Here is a 21500-nt window from a genome sequence, read left to right on the forward strand (position 1 = left end):
TGCCCACCTCTTTTTGATTCCCCCCGATGATGAAACTTCGTTCCCTCCCCCTGGCGCTGCTCAGCCTTGCCGCGCCGTGGCTCGCCTCCGCGCAGACCACCCAGGTCGGCACCATTCTGGCGAAGCAAAACGATGCGCTCAACAACGCCACCTCGGTGGTGTTGACACGCTCCGTGGGCAGCTCCGACTTTGTGACTGCGCTAGGCGGCAACCGTGGTGACTTCGACGTGACCTTTGGCAATGCCGAGGACCTCAACACCGGTGTCATGGTGACCTGCGTGTCGGAGAATGTCCGTGATAACACAGCATTTGGAGACACGATCGGCCGTTTCATTGGCACGTCCTGCATGGACATCTCAGGTCTTCGCTACTTCATTCCCGTCAATGACAGCCCCAGGCTGGGCGAGGTGAACGTCAATGTGGCGGCGGGCTTCTTTCCATATAATCGTTGGTTAGGTGGATTTGCCCGCAATGCGGCCGGAACCAACGGTGGCGTCACGGACCAGCTTCGCTCCAGCCCCGGCATTGTCCTGGGTACGCAGTTCCGCACCCTGGGCAGCGGTGTGTTCCTGCTCAATCTCAAGTCGCTCGGAGACTACACCGCGCAAAACGGCGTGCTGCTGGTCACCCACGGCAAGAACGAGGCGAACTATGCCACCTCCCGCGCCAACACCGACGGCACCTTCAACATGTTTGTGCGGGACAACGCCGCCACCGGCGCCGCCAACGAACAGGACCCCGTGGCCTTCGTCTATCTGCCAACCTCAGCGCTGAACACAGACGGTCTTGTGGCCCTCGGCCGGGTGAAGAGCAATGCCACGACTGCGGTCGTGGCCGGACCTGTCACCATCACGAAAGGCGGCACGGGCCAGTGGTACATCAAGGTCACCGGTCACAACCCTGACACGGGAACACTGATGGTTAGTCCTGAGGGTGGCGGCGCGAACAACTTCGACAACGTGGTCACCTATCAGTGGGATCCGGCCAACAGCCGGTACGTGGTGGAAAGCCGTGACATCGTTGATGACACGGCGCTGCCTGCGCTGCAGAACGGCGCGGCCACGGAGGACATGTTCAGCTTCGCCTTCTTCCGCGCACTGAAGGCTCCCACGGTGACCATCACCTCTCCGGTGAATGGTGACGCGCCTGTGGCTCCGGCCAGCTTCACCGTCAGTGCCACCGCTGCGGATGCGGACGGCATCGTTAGCAAAGTGGAGTTCCTGCTCAACGGCGTGGTCGTCGCGACTGACACCGAAGCTCCTTATGAGCTGCCGCAAAACGCGTTGCAGGCCGGCACCTATCGCTACATCGCCCGTGTGACGGATGACAACGGCATGGCTGTCTCCAGCACGCCGGTGCAGATCACGGTGAACATCGATCCCGCGGCCCCGATCGCGAACTCCGCGCTGTGGTTTGATGGCGTGAATGACTACGTCACCCTGGGTGCGGCACCTGAGCTGCGTGTGGCCGCTCCGCCCGCCAACGGATTCACCCTGGAGTGCTGGTTCCGCAAGGAAGGTGAAGGTGTGCTGGCCGCAGGTGCAGGCAACATGCTGCCGCTGATCAGCAAGGGTCGTGATCAGGCGGAGAACAGCAACGTGGACTACAACTATGTGCTCGGTCTGACCGCAGGCGGACTTCTGAAAGCACAGTTTGAAGCCTTCGCGGGCACGGGCATCACGGCGGGTGCAGACTTCAGCGCCACTGCCACTCACGCGCCTGTCACGGATAATCTGTGGCATCACGCTGCGGTGACCTACATCACCGCTCAGGGAGCCTGGGCCTTCTACCTCGATGGCGTGCCCGCTGGCACCGCCAGCAGCACCATTGGTGCCCTGCCCCGCCATGACAGCATCATGCCGGTCGGCATCGGCACGGCGCTCAACTCCACCGGTGTGCCCCAGGGCGCTTTCCCGGGCGTGATTGATGAGGTCCGCATCTGGAACTACGCCCGATCCGCCACGGATATCCTGAGCCAGCGTGATGCGGTGGTGCTGGACGCTGGTGGTCTTGTGGGCCGCCTGGGCCTCGATGAAGGTCGTGGTCTTCAGACTTCCAGCAGCGCAGGTCGCCAGACCAAGGGCACGCTGATCAACGGACCTGTGTGGGTTCCTGGCGCGCCTCTCACCAAGCAGGCCCCGCAGGTGGCCCTGACCCAGCCTCTTGCAGGTGATCGTTTTCTGCCAGGCACGAATGTGTTTCTGGCCGCCACCGCCGCTGCTGCCACGGGCAGCACCATCGCCAAGGTCGAGTTCTTCGACGGGATCACCAAACTTGGCGAAGCGGTTGCTGCGCCGTTCGTCTTCGATTGGGCTGGTGCAGCCACTGGCGCTCACTCCCTTACCGCCGTGGTCACGGATTCCGCTGGCTTGATCACCACCTCGGAAGCTGTGAGCATTCAGGTGGCTGTGGCGCCAACGCTGATCATTTCCGAAGTGCAGTCCAGCCAGTCTCTGACGGCACCGGTCGGCACCGCAGACTTCTGGGAGCTGACGAACGTGGGTGCCACTCCCGTGTCGCTGGCGGGCTATCGCTGGGATGACTCCCGCCGCAGCTATTCCGCTGCTGCTTCCTGGGCTGCTCCTGCCGGTGCTACCATCGCTGCCGGTGAGTCCGTGATCTTCACGAAGGCTGACCCAACCGCCTTCCGCAATTGGTGGGGCATCGCGCCTACGGTCCAGGTTTTCCAGAGCGTCGGCTCGCCCGAGCTGGATGCGAACGACAGCATCACTCTTTTCAACAACACCGGCACGGCGGTGACCACGCTGTCTTATGCGCAGGCTGGCTTCAATCGTGTGGACGGCCTTTCCTCCCTCGGTGGTCATGCGGGTGAGTCCGCAGGCGGTCCTGCTTTCTCTTCCCTGGTTTGGGAAGCCGCTTCAGGCGTGGTGCATCCGCGCTACACTTTCTCAGGCACCGGAGTCCATGGCGGCACCACGGCCGTCACGGGCACTGATGTGGGATCTCCAGGCCATGGCGGCGGCGCCATCGCCGAACCAACTTTTGCACTTTCACTGGCCATCGCTCCGAAACTGTTTTCAGAGAGCGCGGTGAATCCCGCCGCCATTGGCACGTTGATCCGCTCGGGTGATGCCACTGCGGCTCTGGAAGTGCACCTGTTCTCCAGTGATGTGACAGAAGTCTCAGTGCCAGTGACGGTCACCATTCCTGCCACGCAGACTTCGGTCAGCTTCGACGTGACGGCGCTGAACGACTTCTTTGTTGATGGCGCGCAGAGAGTCCAGGTATCGGCCACCGCCCCTGCGGCCATTCCAGCACGCCAGGATCTGATCGTGCTGGACGACAGCGACCTGCCGCCGCCCGATCTCCGAGTGACGGAGATCCAGTCTGCCCAGTCCAGCGGTGCTCCTGCAGGCGCCGCCGACTATTGGGAGGTCACCAACTTCACGACCAAGGAAGTCTCCTTGGAAGGCTTCACCTGGGACGACAGCCGCCGCGATGTGGTGGCAGCCCAGGCCTGGAAACTGCCAGCGGGTGCTTCCCTGGCTGCCGGGGAATCCGCCGTGCTGACGACCGCTGATCCGGCGGCCTTCCGCGCCTGGTGGGGGCTCACAAGCCAGGTGAAGGTGTTCCAGACCACAGGCGCTCCTTCGCTGGATGCGGATGACAGCATCACGCTCTACACCAACAACGGCGTTGAAGTCTTTACTTTTAGTTATGCCGCTGGCGCCTTCCTGCGCCCCTTCAACCTCGCCTCGCTTGGCGGTCACGCCGGACTTTCGGCGGCTGCGACGAATGACTTCATCGCCCTCGTCTATGACCCGGCTTCGGCCGTGGGCGCGCCGCGCTATCTGGCTGCGAATGCCTTCCGTCTCGGCGGTCGCGCTGCCGTGGTCGGCGCGGATGTCGGTTCCCCTGGCGTGCTCAACGGAGCCGCCACTGTCCCGCCTGCTCGCACCATCGTCACACGTGCACCTCTGCAGTTCTCCCACGTGTCCACGGTGGCCCTGGCCGGTTCTGAAATCTCCGCCTACGATCCCGCCAGCAAGCGCATGTTCGTCACCAGCAGCAGCGGCCTGCAGATCCTGGCGATGAATGATCCGGTGTTCCCGGCGCAGCTGCCTATCATCAATTTCACCCAGGCTCCCTTCAGCCTGAACTCCACGGACATCACCAGCGTGGCGGTTCGCAATGGCGTCGTCGCTGTGGCCGTGCCGGATCTCGTCAAGGACCAGCCGGGCAAGGTGGTCTTCCTCAATGCCGCTGATGGCGCTCTTCTGAGCATTGTGACGGTAGGCGTGCTGCCAGACATGATCACCTTCTCCCCAAGCGGCACCAAGGTGCTGACGGCCAATGAAGGTGAGATGCAAAATGCGGGCGCGGACACAGCGCCAGGCTCGGTTTCCATCATCGACGTGATCTCCGGCTTCGCGGCACCCGTCGTCACCACGGTTGGCTTCACTGCTTTCGATGTTCAGGCTGCGACGCTGAAGGCCCAGGGAGTGCGCATCTTTGAGAACCCTCCTGGATCCGGTATTCTGCGCGCGCCGTCTCTGGACTTCGAGCCTGAGTACATCGCGGTTTCTCCGGACAGCCTGACCGCCATGGTCACGCTTCAGGAAGCCAACGCCGTGGCCATTCTGGACCTGACCACCAAGGCCTTCACCTCCATCGTGCCTCTGGGTGAAAAGGACTTCAGCACTCTGCTGGCTGACTTCAGCGACCGTGACAACGCGGCAGGCACGGCAGGCATCACCAACCTGACCACGGGCAATCCTGTGTTCGGCCTCTACATGCCAGATGCCATCGCCGCCTTCCAGGCCAACGGCCAAACCTATTATGTGACTGCGAATGAGGGCGATGACCGCAACGACTTCCAGCAGGAGTCCATCCAGGTGGGCAATGCGGCTTACGTGCTGGATCCCACGGTGTTTCCGAATGCTGCTGACCTGAAGGCGAATGGCAAACTGGGCCGTCTCGCGGCGTCCAACTCCGCCGGTCTGCGCGGTGATATCGACAACGATGGAGATGTGGATCGCATCCTTGCCTATGGCGGGCGCTCCATCTCCATCCTCAACTCCGCGGGCGTCAGGGTCTATGACAGTGCCGACCTTATCGAGCGCATGGCCGCCAGCATCGGTGGATCGAACTTTGATGATGGTCGCAGTGACAACAAAGGACCTGAGCCCGAAGGTGTGGTGATCGGTCAGGTGGAAGGACGCACCTATGCGTTTGCCGGTCTGGAGCGCTCACATGGCGTGATGGTCTTTGATGTGACGGATCCACTGCACGTGACGCGTGCGGGCTTTGTTGCCGTGCCGGGAGACATGAACCCCGAAGGCCTCACCTTCATCACGGCCGCGCAGTCCCCCAACGGCCAGCCGATGATCGCGGTGACCAACGAGGCGAGCAACACCGTGAGCTTCTTCAATGTCAGCCGCTATACCCTGCAGCTCCTGCACTTCTCAGATGCCCAGGGCGGTCTCATCTCGACCCAGAGCGCGCCGAACCTGGCCGCCATGGTGGATACCTTCGAGGACGACTACGCGAACACGCTTATTGTTAGCGGTGGCGACAGCTTTGTGCCAGGCCCGTTCATGAGCGCCGGCACGGCGCCCCAGCTCAGCGCCCTCTCCGCCGTCGGAGTCACAGCTCCTGGCCGCCCTGACTTTGCCATCCACAATCTCATCGGCGTGGAGGCTTCTGCCATCGGCCATCATGAGTGGGATCTTGGCTCGACTGTCTTCGCCAATGCCATCCGCCCTGAAGGTGCCTGGACGGGTGCCAAGTTCCCGCTGCTGGCGCTGAACCTGGACTTCACCGCTGACACCGAACTCTCCGCTCTGGCGACCAACGTGCCGCTGAATGCGAATGCCACTGCCGTGCCTGATGCCGCGACTCTGAAGGGCCGTCTGGTGCCTGTGTCCGTGGTGGTCAAAGGCGGTCAGAAAATCGGTCTGGTCGGTGTGACCACTCAACTGCTGGCCTCTCTGACCATGCTGGAAGGCACAACGGTTAACGGTGGCAATACCGTGAACCTGGATCTCCTCGCCGGACAGATCCAGCCCTATGTGAATGAGCTGCTCGCGGAAGGCATCAACAAGATCGTGCTGCTCTCCCACCTGGGTAACCTGGCTTCGGAAAACGCGCTGGCCGCGAAGGTGGCCGGTGTCGATGTCATCGTGGCGGCTGGGTCGAACACCCGGTTAGGCGATGGTGACGATGTGGCTGCTAACTTTGCAGGTCATGCGGCCAGCTTTGCCGGCACCTATCCAGTGCGCGCCGTGAACAAGGACGGCAAGCCGTTGCTGATCGTGAACACCGACAGTGAGTACACCTACCTCGGCCGTCTGGTGGTGGACTTCGATGTGAATGGCGATGTCATCACCGATTCGCTGACCGAGCACGAATACGAGAGCGGTGCTTATGCCTCCACCGCGGCCAATGTGGCTGCGGCGTGGGGCGTGGCTGAAACCTCCCTCGCGACCACAGCTTTTGCCACCAGCACTAAAGGTGGTCAGGTGAAGGCAGTGACCAACGCACTGCAGGCGCAGATCGCAGCCAAGGACAAGATCGTGTATGGCTACTCCGCAGTGTATCTGGAAGGCGCGGCTCCATGGGTGCGCAGCCAGGAATCCAATCTCGGCAACTTGACGGCGGACGCAGGTCAGCAGGCACTGCGGACCATCGTGGGAGGCAGCGTGCCGATCGTCTCCTTGCGTCACGCCGGCAGCATCACCGGCCAGATCGGCGCCGTCACGGGCAGCGGCAACAGCGTGCAGAAGAGCGCCCCTCTGGCAAACCCGTCCCTGTCCAAAGCAGTGGGCGCCATCTCCCAGCTCGACATTGAAAACGCTCTCCGCGGCAACCAGCGTCTCATGGTGTTTGACACCACACCTGCAGGTCTGAAGGCGATCCTCGAACACGGTGTGGCGCAAGGTGTGAGCCAGGACCGTTTCCCGCAGATCGGCGGTGTGCAGTTCGCCTGGGATCCGAGCCTGGCTCCGGGATCACGCATCCTTTCCATCGCGCTGTTGAACGAAGATGGAGTCACCGTGACACCGGTTTACAAGCTGGGCGGACTGGGCACCGGCCTGATCCCCGGAGCACCGGCGCAGATCCGCGTCGTGACTCTCAACGCACTGGCAAACGGCGCGGCTGGTTACCCGATGAAAGCTCATGGCGAGAACTTCCGCTATCTTCTGGCGGATGGCACTCTCGGACCGGTGCTTGCCGACGAAGGACTGGACTTCACCGTGAGTCCGCAGCTGCCTGTCAATGGTCTCGGCGAGCAAGATGCGCTGGCGGCCTATCTGCTGCAGAAGCACGGCAGCCTGGCGCTGGCCTACCGCGCAGCGGAAGTGGCTGAGGCTTTGGACACAAGAATCCAGAACCTGAGCAAGCGTGGCGACACGGTCCCGCCGGTGACAGGTCAGGACAGTGATGGTGACGGCTTCACCGATCTGGAAGAACTCATCCTCGGCGCCAGCCGTGACTCCGTGCTCCGCGTGGGTGACAAGGTGGATCTCAATCTGAACGTCTTTGCCTCAGGCACGCAAACGCTGAAGCTGGTCGGCAAGCTGCCTGCGGGTTTGAAGTTTGACCCTGTGACGAACCGCCTCTCGGGCATCATCAGCGGCAATGCGGCGCTGTACGACTTGCAGTTAGTCGTGATGGAAGGCACTGAGCCCGTGAAGGCCATCAATCTGCAGTTTGATGTCGAAGCCTTCCCGGTGCGTCTGCTGGCGGGTTACGAGGCGCTTCTGGAAGATGCCAGCGGTCGTCCGCAAGGCATTGTGCGGATCAACCTGACGCGTCCGAATCTGTGGACCGGATCTCTGGACATCATCGGCCAGGCCCGCATCTCTGGCACCGGGAGTTATGAGCTGACTCCAGGCCGCCCGCGCGCTGAACTGCGCATGACCTTCAAGGGCAAGACCCCGGCGCCGGACGTGGTCGTCAGCGTGAATGTGAGCACGGAGTCCGCCTTGCTGAGCGGCACCTACACCGCCGGTACTTCCGCAGGCAGCCTGCGCGGCTTCCGCCTGGCCAACATGGGCAGCAGCCCGCCCACCACGCGCAAGCTGAACCTGGTGTGGGATGCGGGTGAGCAGGATGGCATCGCCTACCCAGCTGGCTTCGGCTGGGCCAAGGGCTCCGTCAGCAATGTCGGTGCCATCGCCTTCAAAGGCCAGCTCGGTGACGGACAGGCGATCACCCTGGCCGCCTACATGGGTGTCACCGGACAGTCCATCCTCTGGAACCAGCCTTATGCGAACAAGACGGGGTCCTACTTCGGCGGTGTGATCGTGCTGCCAGATGTGGGCCAGCCGGAAACCACGGTTGAGCAGCTCCTTCCTGGCTGCACCTGGAACAAAGCGGCTGACGCAAAGGAGCTGAGCTACGATGCAGGCTTTGCCGCCCCGCTGCAGGTCACCTCGATCGTCGCCCCCCTTCCGCTGGAGGCAGTGAAGACCTCCACGGACTTGGCGACCGCGCTCGGCCTCACGGCTTCCACACTGCAGGTGGAGATTGAAGGCGCTGGTCTGAGCAACGGTCCGGAAGCTGCCTTCCTCCTGCCGACGGCTTTCGGTCTGGATTCTAAATTTGCCCTGACCCTCTCGGCACCTGCCAGCGGTTCCGCTGCGTGGACCGGTACGGTGGCCAAAGCGGACGAAGGTTTCAGCGGCACGCTGACCCTGCCCGCCACGGGCGAGATCCTTGCCGGGAAAACCGCTGTCAGTGGTGTGCTGCTCCGTGGTCTGCCGAATGGCAGCGTCGGTGCCGGCTGCATCCGTGTCCCTGTGACTGGCAAGAAGGGCCAGTTCCGAACTTCGTCCCTGCTACTTGAAAAATAACCCCTGATGTTGATCCCCCCCCAGACCGATTCCCACCGCAGCCACGCAAAGCCTGAAGGACTGCAGACACTCACAGGCACGGCATCCATGCGTCCGCAAGACGGGCGCCGCCTAACAAAAAACGGGTTCACACTGGTCGTGACCCTCGTCATCCTGGCAGCGGTGACCATTCTGGTGGTGGGGCTCTTCGGCATCGTGTCACGTGAGCGGCAGACCTCTGCCAGCTATGATGCGGTGGATCAGGCGGACCTGGCCGTGCAGGCGGGTTTGGACCGTGCCGGTGTCATGCTGAAGGGGGCGCTGGCAGATGAGCTGGGGGTCATGTTCTCCGTGCCCCTCACACCTGCGCTGGATGACAAGCAGCGTCCGCGTGAGATGCTCATGGCGGCGAATTATGATGCCACGGCCAAACTGTGGAAGTACCAGCCCCTGGCCTCAGGCGTGGCACGTCCGGTCGATGGTGCCAACCTGGAGATGCCGGCGGTGGCTTTTGAATCCAAGCCTGCCACGGACAAGATGGTGGGCCCGGCCGTGGATGCCAACGCGATCGAGGCCAGGCGGCTTCCCACACCCACTCCCTGGGCGGCGCGCGTGCCCCGCTTCTGGATGCAGATGCGCCTGTCAGGCAAGAAAGTGGGCGGGCAGGAGGACGAAGGCGAGCAGGAGGAGGAAGAGCAGCCTGAACAAGACAAGGTCGTGGCCCGCTACAGCTTCTATGTCGAAGACCTGCAGGGAAAGCTCAACCTGGCCAACGTGGGTGTCCACGATAGCGACAAGAATCTGCCGTATCGTGAGATGGACATGACCCAGACGGTCATTCCACCTGCGGTTCCTTTTATCCCGGGCTTCAAAATTGACAAGGCCGCCCGCTGGCGTCGCAGCCCAGCCTCTGTCTGGACGCTTCTGCGCCCTGACCTGGAGCCGCTCACCAGCAATTCCATCCCGGCTGATCTCAACACCATGCATCACCGCCTGACGGCCGTGAACTCCAAGCGTCTCGCCTTCAGCCCGGAAATGTGGAGGGAGCTGCTGCTGGCGCCTGATCCTCTCACGGACTGGCCCGGTCTGGAGCTGGTGCGGCTGAACGGTCCTGCCGCTCGGCTGCCCAACGGCTCGCTCGCCGATGTACAGCTGCGGGCTTTGGAGGAAAACACCACCGGTTACCTCGCGCCTTATGATGAGCTGGCGCTGGTTCCTCATGGACCCGGCCTTGAGTTTGGCGGTGAACGCAAACTGAACCTCAACAAGATCCTCGTCGACACAGGTGGGGCGGCGGGCCCTGCGGACCATCAGAAGATGACCGCCGCGGTGAATGAGATGGCCACGCACATCAACCGTCACCTGCCTAACTTTAAGTTGCGTGCGGGTGGCTATCCGCTGCCGCGCACTGCCGGCAACCGGGAGATCCGCCAAATGGCCTATCTCAAAAACCTGGCGGCCGGCATGCTGGACTACGCTGACAAGGACGGCCTGCCCTCGGTCAACATTCCGTCGGGCGGCGCAGCCTCCCCCGGCGATGAGGCAAACATCGAGTACCGCGGCGGAGACTCCTATCCCATTGTGAACGAGTACTGGCAGCGCTACCGCTTTGATGAGTTCCTCGGCCGTCATGTCAAGGTGTCCATCACGGACTACGTGGAGCTCTACAATCCCACGAACCATGTCGTCACTGGTGATGTCACCTGCTGCTTCGAGGCCAAGGGGCGCTTCAGCCTGGGCTCCCGCAGCTATCCGGTGATGTCCTCCCTCCACATGGTGGATGAAGAGGATCCGGACTGCAAGAAGCCGCAGCCCATTGACGGCCTTCTGGGGTACTGGTTCCAGCCGCAGTCGGTCACTCTTCAGCCTAACGAAATCAAGGTTCTGGCATTTGCTCCCGTGATCTTCAAGCTCGACGGCGGTGAGCTGGGGAATGTGACCGGTGTGGCCTACTACGGAACGGCGGTGAACAACAACTACCAGGATGATCGGGACAGCCGCTACCGCCTGGCCTTCCGTCCCACGGATGAATCCGGTGGCGCCGTGCTGCCGACTTACACGGTGGTGGACCTGCCGTTCACTCCCCTGGAGCGCTACGAAAAGAAGGTCAACACCAGCTCACCCAAGCAGCTCTTCAACGTCAACGAGCCTGGACTGGCCTATCGTCTCCGCCAGAAGGGCTTTGCCTGGAATGTCGGTGACTCCAGGGCCGCCTATTACATCGACTACCATCAGGAGGAGATCTCCTACACCGCCGGCTCCAGCCCTGGCGGCCGAAATTTCCGGAGCAACATGGACTCCTACCTCCCGGGTGAGTCCAGAACCTACCTGTGGCCGGATGGCGGTCACAACACCGTTCCGTGCACTGATCACATCAACAACCGCAACCTGGACCCGGACAGCCTCGATCTGGCACCCACGGTCAACCCAACCAATAGTCTGGCAGAGCGGCAGAAGTTTGTGCAGCGCATCTCGAATGCCGGACGCTACTACAGCATGACCGAGCTGGGGCACATCTTTGACCCCATCATGTGGAATCCCAATGGAGACACCTGGTTTGACAAGGCGGTGACGTATACCCAGCACGCCGACCTCGATGCGGCCACCCTCAAACTCAATCCGAGCCAGCAGGAGCTGGATGCGCACAAGCTCTTCTGCGGCGGCAACACTCTGCGCATCGGTCGCGTGGAGCACAGCCTGTTCCGTCCTGACTATCGGATCCGGCCGGACGCCGGGCGCCCGAAGAACCGCGGGGTCGCCGCCTCCACTCTGCTGGACCTGTTTCACTGCGGTGATGCGAACGCCGTGGAGGCCGCGAGCTACACGGGACCGCTCGTGCGGATCGACGGCCATGTGAACATCAACACCGCCAGCCGTGAAACACTGCGTGCCCTGATTGCCGGCAGGCTCTCGGCCGACCCGAGGCTGAAGCGCCAGAGCGGCGATGCTGAACCGGATGCCGCGACACCCGTCGTCATGCTGCCGGCCAGCCGGAGCCGCACGGAGGCCCAGGCAGATGTCATGGCGTCCGCCATCATTCAGAACCGCCCGTATGTCACTCCGGCCGAGGTGGCGGAGAAGGCCGTGCTGTCTCGCGCGGACGCGGACAAGATGACCAAGGAACCGGCGCTGCTGCCGCTGGCGGAAAATATTCCTGTTTTTGGTTATACCAAGCGTGATCCCTCCGATGACCGCAAGGTCACGCCGGAGTGGAGTGATGCCGGGGCCGAGGAGCTCTTCGCCCGCCTCTGGAACAACAGCACGGTACGCAGCCGGCACTTCCAGGTGGTGGTGTGCGGCCAGGCGCTCAAGACCGACCGTGACGGCACGACCCACGTGACCGCCACACGCTCACGCATTTTCCATGTTTTTGTTAGGCCGGTGCGTCGTGCAGACGGCACGATCGAGCGCCAGGATGTGGAGATCACCTATTCGCGGGCGCTCTAAGCGCGTTTTCGGAGGAGAGAAATCATTTTCAGGGCCAGGTCGGGCATCCTTATCTAACAAGGTTGACACACAGCATGAGTTGCCGTTTCACGTGTTGAAGCCGACTTGGTGCCCTCGCGAAAAGCGAGCATGTCAACAATGCAAACAAAGCATCATTTGTTAGGCGATAAAACCTCCATCCGGCTTGTGAAGCTGCCACGCGGCGGCTACACACTGGTGGAGATTCTTGTCGTTGTCGGCATCATCGCCTTCATGATCGCGCTTGTGGGCAGCAGCACCGGCGTGATCGGCAAGACCCAGGGCCTGACCGCGGTGACGGAGATCACCGCGCTGTGTGATCTCGCCCGCAGTCGTTCCATGGACGGGGAAGGCCCTGTCATGGTGGCCTTTGCCACCAGCGGTGATTTCGTCACGGGCGAGCCTTATCGCTCCGCCATCCTTTGTGCGGAGGACACCTCCACCGAGGCCCCGGACGACTACATGGCCATCGCCGAGTGGTTCTATCTCCCCACCGGTTACGTCTTCAGCAACATCGCCGCAGCCACATCGACCGCCGGTGGCAATGTGCTGACGGCCCCGAATTCAATCCGAAGGGTGAAGCTGCCGGGGAGTGATGAGACGGTGGAGCTTCCCTGCCTGGGCTTTGGTTCCCTCGGCGAGGTCGTCTTTCCTGAACCTGACACCACCTCCCAGGACACGCTGCTGATCGCCATCGCGGAAGGTACTGCGAGCTCCAACGGACCTGTTTCTCAGCGTGGCGGAGCCCACCAGCCGGGTGAGTGCCGCTGGGTGGCTGTGCGCAGGAACTCCGGCACGCCCATGATTTTGCCATGAAAACATCCCCCCCCAAACAACACACCTCCGCGGCACGCCGCACCAAGCACTCACGACGATGCCAGCAGGGCTTCAGTTTAGTGGAGTGCATTCTCTCCATCGCCATCACCGCCACCAGTCTCCTGGGCATCATCGGCATGCTGGCCGGCTCTTTGAGCATGGCCAAGGACTCGAAGGAAGTAACCATCTCCGGCGTGCTGATCCGCCAGCTGGCCGGAGAGCTGCGTGATCTGCCGCGGCCTGCTGAACCCGGCGCCCAGGCGCAGCCCCTGGTCGTGCTGCTGGATGAGTCCATGCGGATTCTCAAGCACAGCAGCGTGCCTGCGGACAACGTCCTGGCCATGTATGACTCCGGGACGAGCCTGCCCAGCGCGACTTACTTTGCGCGTGTGGATCGCGTGGTCGATCCAAACGACCCGTTGATGGACAGCGTCGTCATCCGTGTGGAGTCCCCTGCCTCGGGTCCCGCTGGCGGACGCACGGTGCGCCGGTACGCCTCCTTGATCCCGAAATGATGCCGGCATGCAAGGAACTCTGACATATCATTCTGGTCGTTCGCCGCAGTGCTTGCACCGTCAGGCGGGCTTTTCCCTGGTCGAGCTCATCGTCACCATGGCGGTGGCGCTGATCTTGATGACCGCGCTCATGCAGAGCATGGTCTCATCCCTGGACTCCTGGACAAAGCAGGACAAGCAGTTCTCCAGCCAGCGTGAAGCCCGCGCGGCTTTGCGTCTTCTCGCGGATGATCTCGCGTCCATCGTGGTGATTCCTGGTGGCGGGCCTCTTGAGCTTGATCCTCAGGCGGTGTCCGGCCTTCAGCCCACGCGCTTCCTGGTCCAGCCCGGCACCGCCAATTCGGTGTCCACCTGCCGGCTGGCCTTCCTCCGCTCTGCCAAGCGTGTGGCCACGGGTTCGGGCAGCGGCCGGGGAGACCTCCAGCTGGTGCTCTACGGCGTGGCCCTGACCCAGGATGGTGGTGCGAGCGGGCTGGAGCTCGATGCCCGCAGCCAGAAGCTCGTCCGCCGGGAGTTCACCCCTGCGGAGACCTACCTCAGGCTCCAGGGACACCGAGTCACCGGGCAGCCCCTCGTCTTTGAGGACGACTGGGTGAAGCTGGAGACTCCGCCTGAAAGCGCCCCCGCGAGCTCCTCCGGGGCACCTCCTGGAGCCCGCAACTCCATCCTGGCCCATGACGTCATGCGCTTTGACTGCAAGGCGCTGGAGAGTCTGGCCCCGAATCAGACGCCCTTGCCCACCTGGCCGCAGCATCGCCTGCCCAACTGGGTGGAGGTGACTCTGCGCGTGACCAACCGCGCGACTGGACGTCAGCTCAAGACAGCCCTGGACTGGCGTGGTGAAGGCATCCTGGCCCGTGAGTTAAACAACGGCACTCCGGATGACTATGAAGATGACCGGGAGGTCCGCACCTTCTCCATGCGCCTGCGCCTGCCCACCATGGCTCTGTAGCTTTCGCCACTCGTTCCATTTTTTCCTGCTGCTTTCCGTTTCCCATGACCCCTTCTGCTCAAAGCTCCCCTTCCCTGCCACGCCGCCGTTTCCTAACCAATAGTCTGGCTTTGGCCGCCTCGGCCCTGGCGCCTCTGCCGCTGCGTGCCTTGGAGGTTCCCACGGACTTCGCCTTTCTCCGTCTGGTGGATGCGGTGGAACTGCCCGGTCTTCTGTTCATGCGCGTTGATGGCATTGAGGCGGATCCAGCAGGCTTCAAGCAGGGCTTCGCCACGGAGGGCATCGCCCTCGCCCCCAAGACTTACCAGGTGGAGCTGGAGCATGAAACGCTGGGCAAGGAAAAGCTCACCGTGACGCTGGAGACTGGAAGGATCAGCACCATCGTCGCTTACAAGACCGAGAAGCCGCCGGAGGAGCCGAAGGTGGCCAAGGCGGCCGCCAAAGCCGAGCCGAAAAAGGACGGCCCGCGCCTCGTCTGGCATCTCGATGAGTCACCGGCCAGCATTGCGCGCTCGAAGGATGTCAGTGTCACCATCGTGCAGCTCACCGCCAATGATGTGATGGAATTTCAAGTCGCCGGCACCCCTGCGACTGCCCGGGCTGGCGAACCCGTCCGTGTCCCGATCACCCGCTCCATGGGCACTTTTCCCACGATCAATCATCAGGGCAAGGAGGTCTGCGTGCTCAACTTCGATGTTCGTGCTGACAAGTTCGTCGTCTTCTTCACCGGCACGGATGGCAGCCTCAAGTTCGCGCAGCTGCGCAACGACGTGCAGTAAGGTCAGGCGAGACGCACCAAGATTGGAGTTGGTATCAAAGGAAAAGGGGCGGATCTGCGATTGGCAGTCCGCCCCTTCTTCATGCTCACATTCACTCCGTCACACTGAGCCGGAAGAACACTTTTCCAGGCAGCGGGCCTCCGCCGGTGGTCGTGGCGGTGCCGCGCATCACCTGGGGATCATCGGATGGCAATGACTGAGTGCTGACTTGAATGTCGAGCGTCACGGCCCCGTTGCTCTGACCGCCGCGGAACCAATGAACGAGATCCGTGGACCACTCCACCTCTCCCGTGACGTCTTCGCGGTTCAAGGCGCGCTTGAAGGTGAAGACGGCACTGGACCCCGTGGTGGTGACAGACATCCCTCCGCCGTTGTTGCCATCCTCAGGCGGCGTTCCCATGAAATACTCCAGAAGGTTCGAGAGGCCGTCACCATCGGCATCGGCGGAAGGGCTGCGTTTGTCTGGATTGCTGATATTGGCAAGAGACCAGTCTTGGGCGGGGTTGTCGGCAATGCTGGCGGAGGCGATGGCGGTCGCGCCTAACGAATAGTTTGCATCGCTGGCGATGTTGATTTGAACCGTCTCCGTGCCCTCGGCGATGTCATCCGCAAGCACGGTGAGGGGAAGGCTGGCGGAAGACTGGCCTGTGGGAATCACAAGACTGCTGCTAAAGCCGGTGTAGTCAGCCTCAGGGCTGGCGGTGCCGCCTGCGGCGAGAGCGACTGTGAGTGCCGCGCCTGTGCTGCCACTGCGGGAGACGGTGAAGCTGAGGGACTTGTCGGAACCATGCTCACCTGCGGTCGCATCTGGAGCACTGATGGTGACCGTGTTCGCAGGCGGGGAGACAGGTGGCGCGAATGGAATGACCAGGATGCGAACATCAATCGCCTGATGCGTGCCGCTGACCTGCGGCAGGTCCTGGCTGAAGATGCGGAACTTGCTGCCGTTGGCGGACCAGGCCACGAGGTTGTCCAGGGCATTGGTGGCGCGCGTGGAGTCTGCGGTCACAAAAAGCGCGGCAGTGCTTGGATTGATCACCGAGCCATCACCGAACTGCAGGTCCAGTCCGTCAGTGCCAGGAGTGGCTGTCAGCGTGCCGAAGCTGGTGAGGCCGGCATTCATCCGCGAAACCACTCCCGCGCTGCTGACGGCTGCGGCAAACACCCCTGGAGTCGTCGCGGGGATGTAGACAAAGCAGAAGTCACCGTCTTGCTCGGAGGCACCGTTGTCACGGACCTCCACCAGCCATCGGCCCTCCTGGATGCGAACGGAGCAGACGTTGTCACCGGAAGTGCCGCCATTGCCATTTGGCACCGCCAGCAAGTTTCCAGCCGTGGAAAGCCCGTCGATGGAGTAGATGCCTGCTTCTCCGAGTTTGGAAATCGTGACGCCGGCAGGAAGATTCCCGCTCAACACGACTCCAGCACCGCTCACGCTCGCTCCTGTCCAGCCTGCGGCGTAGGGGAGATGGGCCACGCTGACGCCGGAGGTCTGCTCGGACGTGGTGGGATTGTCGTCACTGGCGTTGTTGTTGCTGTTGTCCAGCACGCTGATGTTCGCGTTGCCATCCGCACCGGCAAAGGGCAGCGAGAGGTTGTCATAAGAGTCCACATTCCCCGCGATGCTGGCCGGGCTGTTCCAGCTCGCTGCCAGAGTGATGCCGCCACTGAAAGGCACAGCGGCTCCGGCGATCTTGAGCGCGACATCACCATCGTTGCTGCCAGGCAGATTGAAATGATAAGGCGCCGGACTGGTGGCCACCACGGTCCATGCAGGCGGGTCAAACAGACCGACGGATCGCCTGGAAACATCGGACGGTGCGGTGGCCTCGACAAAGACGGAAACGATGACAGGATCCGAGGTGACCACCTGGCCGATGCTGTCCGTGACCTTTGCGGTGAAGGTGTAGGTGCCCGGAGCCAGGTTAGTCACATTGCGGCTGAAGGGAGCCTGAGTATCCACGCCGAGCAAGGTGCCGCCGGAAAAGAACTCCACCTTGTCCACCGGACCTTCCGCATCGGTGGCCGTGGCAGTGAGGGTGATGCTGGCTGGAGCGGGAAGAGCCGTCCCGTTCGTGGGCGCGGTGATGGCAATGACCGGAGGCTCATCACCCACCACCACAGTGATCTTGGCGATGTTGGACATGGTGACCGCCTTGTCGTTGTCCACGGCCACGGCCACGATGTTATGGGTGCCCACGGTGGCGTTGCTCCAGGTGTGAGAATACGGAGTGGAGGTGTCCTCGCCAAGTTTGGTGCCGTCCCGGTAGAACTCCACGCGCTGGATGCTGCCGTCCGAATCTGCCGCCGTGGCTGTCATGTCGATGTTCACCGGCGTGCCAAACACAGCCTGGTGGGCGGGAGTGACGAGGCTCACCGTGGGCGCGGCGTTGGGAGCGCGGGTGAAGCGGCGTGCTGCGGAACTGCTGGTTAGGCTGCCGTCTGACACCGCCGCATACCACTCGTAGTTTTTGCCGTCCTCCAGGCCGGTCCAGTTCAGGGCGGCGTTGTGACCGCCTGCCGCCACACTGACGGTTCCCAGCGGCAGCCAGCCCATCACCGGGGTCTGCATGTTGTAAGGCAGGTTCACCGTGTTTTCCCAGGATGGGATCGAGTCGCTCGCATTCACAGCACGGTCTAGAGTCGGTGAATAGCTTTCGAGTTTGATGGAGTTGGTGGACGGGGAGAAGGTCAGCGTGCGGAGGAAACCATTGCCGCCATTGGTGGCGCCCTGGTAGTCGGAGAGCACGGAGTAGACTGTGCGGCCCTGATACACATCCGCTCTGCGGCCTTCCGCGTGGATGTGGCCGCAGAGCATGAGGAAGAAGTTCGGATTGTTTTTCAGTGCATCATAGATGCCGCGGCCCTGGGCGCTGAAGCTGGCCGGATTTCCGCCGCCGATGATGGAGTGGCTGGTGGCGATGGCCCGGCGGTGCGGATGTGCCTTCAACAACGCATCGGCCCAGTTCAGGATGGCCGCGTTGGGCGTGGTGTCATACGCGAAATGAATGGCGATGAAGTCCAGTCCGCTGGCGGTGAAGAGCTGGTAGTTGTTCGTGTTGTCGCTGCCGTAGTTGCCGCCCCAGTAGCTGCGCTTGGCAAAGCGGCTCGTGCCAAAGAACTGGTTATAAAACGAGGTGGAACCGTCATCATAATCTCCGATGGGCGAGATGTCATGATTGCCCGGTGCCACGCCAAAGGGCACACCGTGCCCGAGCAAGGTGGTGATGGGGTTCTCCAGCTTCGCCATCGCCGCGGAAGCGCGGGTCCATTCGATGTTGTTGCCGCCGTTGTTGCCCTTTTGCACGATGTCACCCATGTGACTGACAAAGGCGATGTTTCGCGTCTTCCGGTTCTCCACGACCCATTCAGTCTGGGCGCCAAAGGTGGCGATGAGCTGCTGCACGGAGATCGTGTCAGCATGTCCTGCGGCGCCTTCCGAATAGAACTGCGTGTCCGGGATCTGGACGATCTTGAAATCCGGCCCCGGTGTCGCCGGCACGGTATGGCGGCCGTAGAAGGTCACGGTCATGGCATCGCCATTCGGATCAAACACCTGCGCCTGAAGATTCGCGGTGCCACCTGTCACTGAGCCACCATCCGCCGGAGATGTCAGAGACACAGCGGGATGGTTGGCCGTCGGCATCACATAAAGTGTCGCAGCATCACTTTCCTTGCTGCCGCCCAGGTCATCCAGAGCTCGGGCGCGAAGCGTGTATTGCCCGGTCGCCGGCGGTGTCCAGGTGAAGCTATACGGAGAGCTCGAGTCCTCGCCGACCTCGACTCCATCCACCAGGAACTCGACATTGACCACCAGACCATCAGCGTCCGTCGCGGCCGCCTGCAGTGTGACGGGGGCAGACACCGCGCTGCTGGAAACCGCCGCAGGCGCAGTGAGCGCGACTGTTGGCAGGGTGTTGGCGGCGCCGAAAGGCATGCCCTCCACCCAAAGCGGTCCGTTGGTGAGTGTGCCGGTGTGGGAACCTGTGGAACTGGTGGTGGAGGTGCCAGTGCCTTCATTCAAACCGAAGCGGCCGATCAGCCCTGGCGCCGTGCTCACAGGTTGATCCTTGCTTGCCACGATCTGGGACGCGCTGCGAGCATAGTTCCACACACGCGCTTCATCGATGCGTCCACGGAACGCACCATCGGTAACACCCGTGGAGTTCAAGGCCGTGCCGATCGCAAAATGCTGAATGCTGTCCAAACGCGGACGTGCATTCGCCGTGACGGTGATGCTGCCGGCTGGAACACCATCCAGATACATCTTCCAGGTGCTGGTTGCGTGATCGTAAGTCACGGCGGCATGGTGCCAGGCGTTGTTGGTCACCGGGTCATGCGTGGCGGTGATGGGGAAGTTGTCTCCAGCAGTCACACCCGTGGCAGGCTGGGCTTCAAAGTCTGCCACAAGCCGGCCTTCGGCGTTGATGCCGAAGAAGATGTTGCAGTCCACATTGCTGCCATCGCTTTCGCCACGGCCTTTGCCAAACAGAGGCGTTCCATTGACACCTCCTGAGCCGGACCCTGAGGTGATACCCGCGCCTTCGCGGTTGAACCAGCACTCCAGAGTGAACCCCGCATCACTCATCTGTCCCACGTTAAGTGTCGGCGCGGCTCCCATGGTCACGTAGTCATTCGTGCCATCGAAGGACAGGGCGGTGTTCGCCGGGATGCTGGCGGGTGCGAGGGTCACCCGGACTTGGTTCACGGCGGTCGTGGCCATGTTGCCTTCATTGTCGGTGGCACGCGCCTGATAGTCGTGATGACCTGCCCGGAGGTTGTTATCCTGAAAGGTGTAAGGGGCCGTAGCGTCGGTGGCGATGACCAGTCCGTTGCGCAGAAACTCCACCTGGGTCACGCTGCCATCTGCATCTGTGGCCGTGGCTTCTAATGTGACACCAGCCGGGGCTGCGCCAGCGCTGCCAGCAGCAGGAGAGGTCAGCGTGACGACCGGCAGCACCGGCGCGGTGAAGAACGCGAAGCTGAAGACATCATCCGCAGCTGCCGAGGCATTCTGCAAGCCCGGCGTGGCACCCGGCAGATCGCGTGTTTCGATGACCCACCGGCTGCCTGCTTGGTCCCAACCGCAGGTGACGATGTTGTCCGTGGTGTTGCCGACTCCACCTTCCGGACTCACCAGCATCGTGCCGGTGGCCGGTGACTCACCACTGATCTGCAGATACCAGATTCCGGTGGCACCCTTGGTCACCGTCGTCGTTTTGCCAGGGATCTTCGCGGAGACATCCATGCTGGCGTCATTGTTCACGCGACCGATGGCGGTGAGATGCTCCGTGCCCACCTTCGCCGTTGGCACATACACAAAGCCGACGCCGTCATTCTCATAGGTGGCGCCGTCCACTCCGTTGTCGTGGCAGTAGATCGTGAAGCTGCCGTTCGCGTTCGCCTGTGACAGCGCATAGTTGTCCTCATTGCGCGCGCCGGTGACGAGCAGAATGCCGTTCTGCGAGGCATTGTTTCCGGTCAGGGTGTTGATGCTCAGCGTGTACTGGCCGCCTGGAGTGGCCAGATCCGTGAAGTGTGTGTTCAGCACCAGTCCGGAGCTGCCTGAGAGCTCGGTCAGCTCGCCATTGTTCGCCGCATTGCGTGCGTTGCCGCCGATCCACTTGCTGTACGGGAAGAAGCCAAAGTTCACATCGATGTTCACCTCATCCCCGGCAGGCGCGCTGAAAAGAGCGATGGTATAATCTGACAGACCATCGTTGGGCCCGGTGGCTGCTGTGGCAAAGAAGCGTCCGACCGTGTCCCCCTGGGCGGTGTTGTCTCGGGACAATTGCGATACATACGGAATGAGCACGCCAGCCTGCGTGTCCACTCCCGTGCCGAAGTCCAGACCATAGTCCCCGCGGTTGCCGCCCGTGAGGGTGAAGTACGGCGAGCTGCCTGGAGCCTTCGTGAGGGTGACGGAGGCTTCCGTGTTCTCGGAATTGTTCTGGATGACGGTGATGCCGCCAAACTCGGTGGTCTGGGCGCGGATGCCCGCAGGCATAACCAAAAGAAAGGAAACGGAGGCCAGGAGGCTGGACAAACGGTGCATGGAATCGGGAGGGATGTGGGCGAGCCGGTCTTGGATCCGGCTAAAGTGCCGAAGCTGAGAGTGAGCTGCCCTGAAGGGCACGCGCAGCGTTCACGACCACCACGCACAGAGTCTCACGCC

General features: G+C 62.3%; 7 protein-coding genes. 6 read left to right on the forward strand and 1 reads right to left on the reverse strand.

The window, feature by feature from the left end:
- Nucleotides 1-26: 26 nt before the first annotated feature.
- The 6 genes from BGE01nite_RS01185 (at nt 27) to BGE01nite_RS01210 (ending at nt 15325) form a co-directional block, all read left to right on the forward strand.
- Nucleotides 27-8819 carry a choice-of-anchor I family protein gene (locus tag BGE01nite_RS01185; RefSeq protein ID WP_146848420.1) on the forward strand — a complete coding sequence of 2931 codons (8793 nt, stop codon included), beginning with the start codon at nt 27-29 and terminating at the stop codon, nt 8817-8819.
- Between the two features lie 6 nt (nt 8820-8825).
- Nucleotides 8826-12245, forward strand: a complete 3420-nt coding sequence (locus BGE01nite_RS01190) for a pilus assembly PilX N-terminal domain-containing protein (RefSeq protein ID WP_146848421.1) — start codon at nt 8826-8828, stop codon at nt 12243-12245.
- 138 nt (nt 12246-12383) lie between these two features.
- Nucleotides 12384-13079 carry a pilus assembly FimT family protein gene (locus BGE01nite_RS01195; RefSeq protein WP_218032866.1) on the forward strand — a complete coding sequence of 232 codons (696 nt, stop codon included), beginning with the start codon at nt 12384-12386 and terminating at the stop codon, nt 13077-13079.
- Nucleotides 13076-13594: a type IV pilus modification PilV family protein gene (locus tag BGE01nite_RS01200; RefSeq protein ID WP_146848423.1), complete on the forward strand. Its 519-nt coding sequence runs from the start codon at nt 13076-13078 to the stop codon at nt 13592-13594. Before BGE01nite_RS01195 ends, BGE01nite_RS01200 begins: the two co-directional genes overlap by 4 nt.
- A gap of 52 nt (nt 13595-13646) precedes the next feature.
- Nucleotides 13647-14546 (forward strand): PilW family protein, encoded by a 900-nt coding sequence (locus tag BGE01nite_RS01205; RefSeq protein ID WP_170266513.1) that lies wholly within the window; start codon nt 13647-13649, stop codon nt 14544-14546.
- 44 nt (nt 14547-14590) lie between these two features.
- Nucleotides 14591-15325 carry a hypothetical protein gene (locus tag BGE01nite_RS01210; protein WP_146848425.1) on the forward strand — a complete coding sequence of 245 codons (735 nt, stop codon included), beginning with the start codon at nt 14591-14593 and terminating at the stop codon, nt 15323-15325.
- 91 nt (nt 15326-15416) lie between these two features.
- On the opposite strand, the gene BGE01nite_RS01215 is transcribed toward BGE01nite_RS01210, so the two are convergent.
- Nucleotides 15417-21380, reverse strand: coding sequence for an Ig-like domain-containing protein (locus BGE01nite_RS01215; RefSeq protein WP_146848426.1), 5964 nt, complete (start codon nt 21378-21380; stop codon nt 15417-15419).
- Between the last annotated feature and the right edge of the window lie 120 nt (nt 21381-21500).

It is taken from the genome of Prosthecobacter gellanilyticus, assembly GCF_007992435.1.
Lineage (GTDB): Bacteria > Verrucomicrobiota > Verrucomicrobiia > Verrucomicrobiales > Verrucomicrobiaceae > Prosthecobacter > Prosthecobacter gellanilyticus.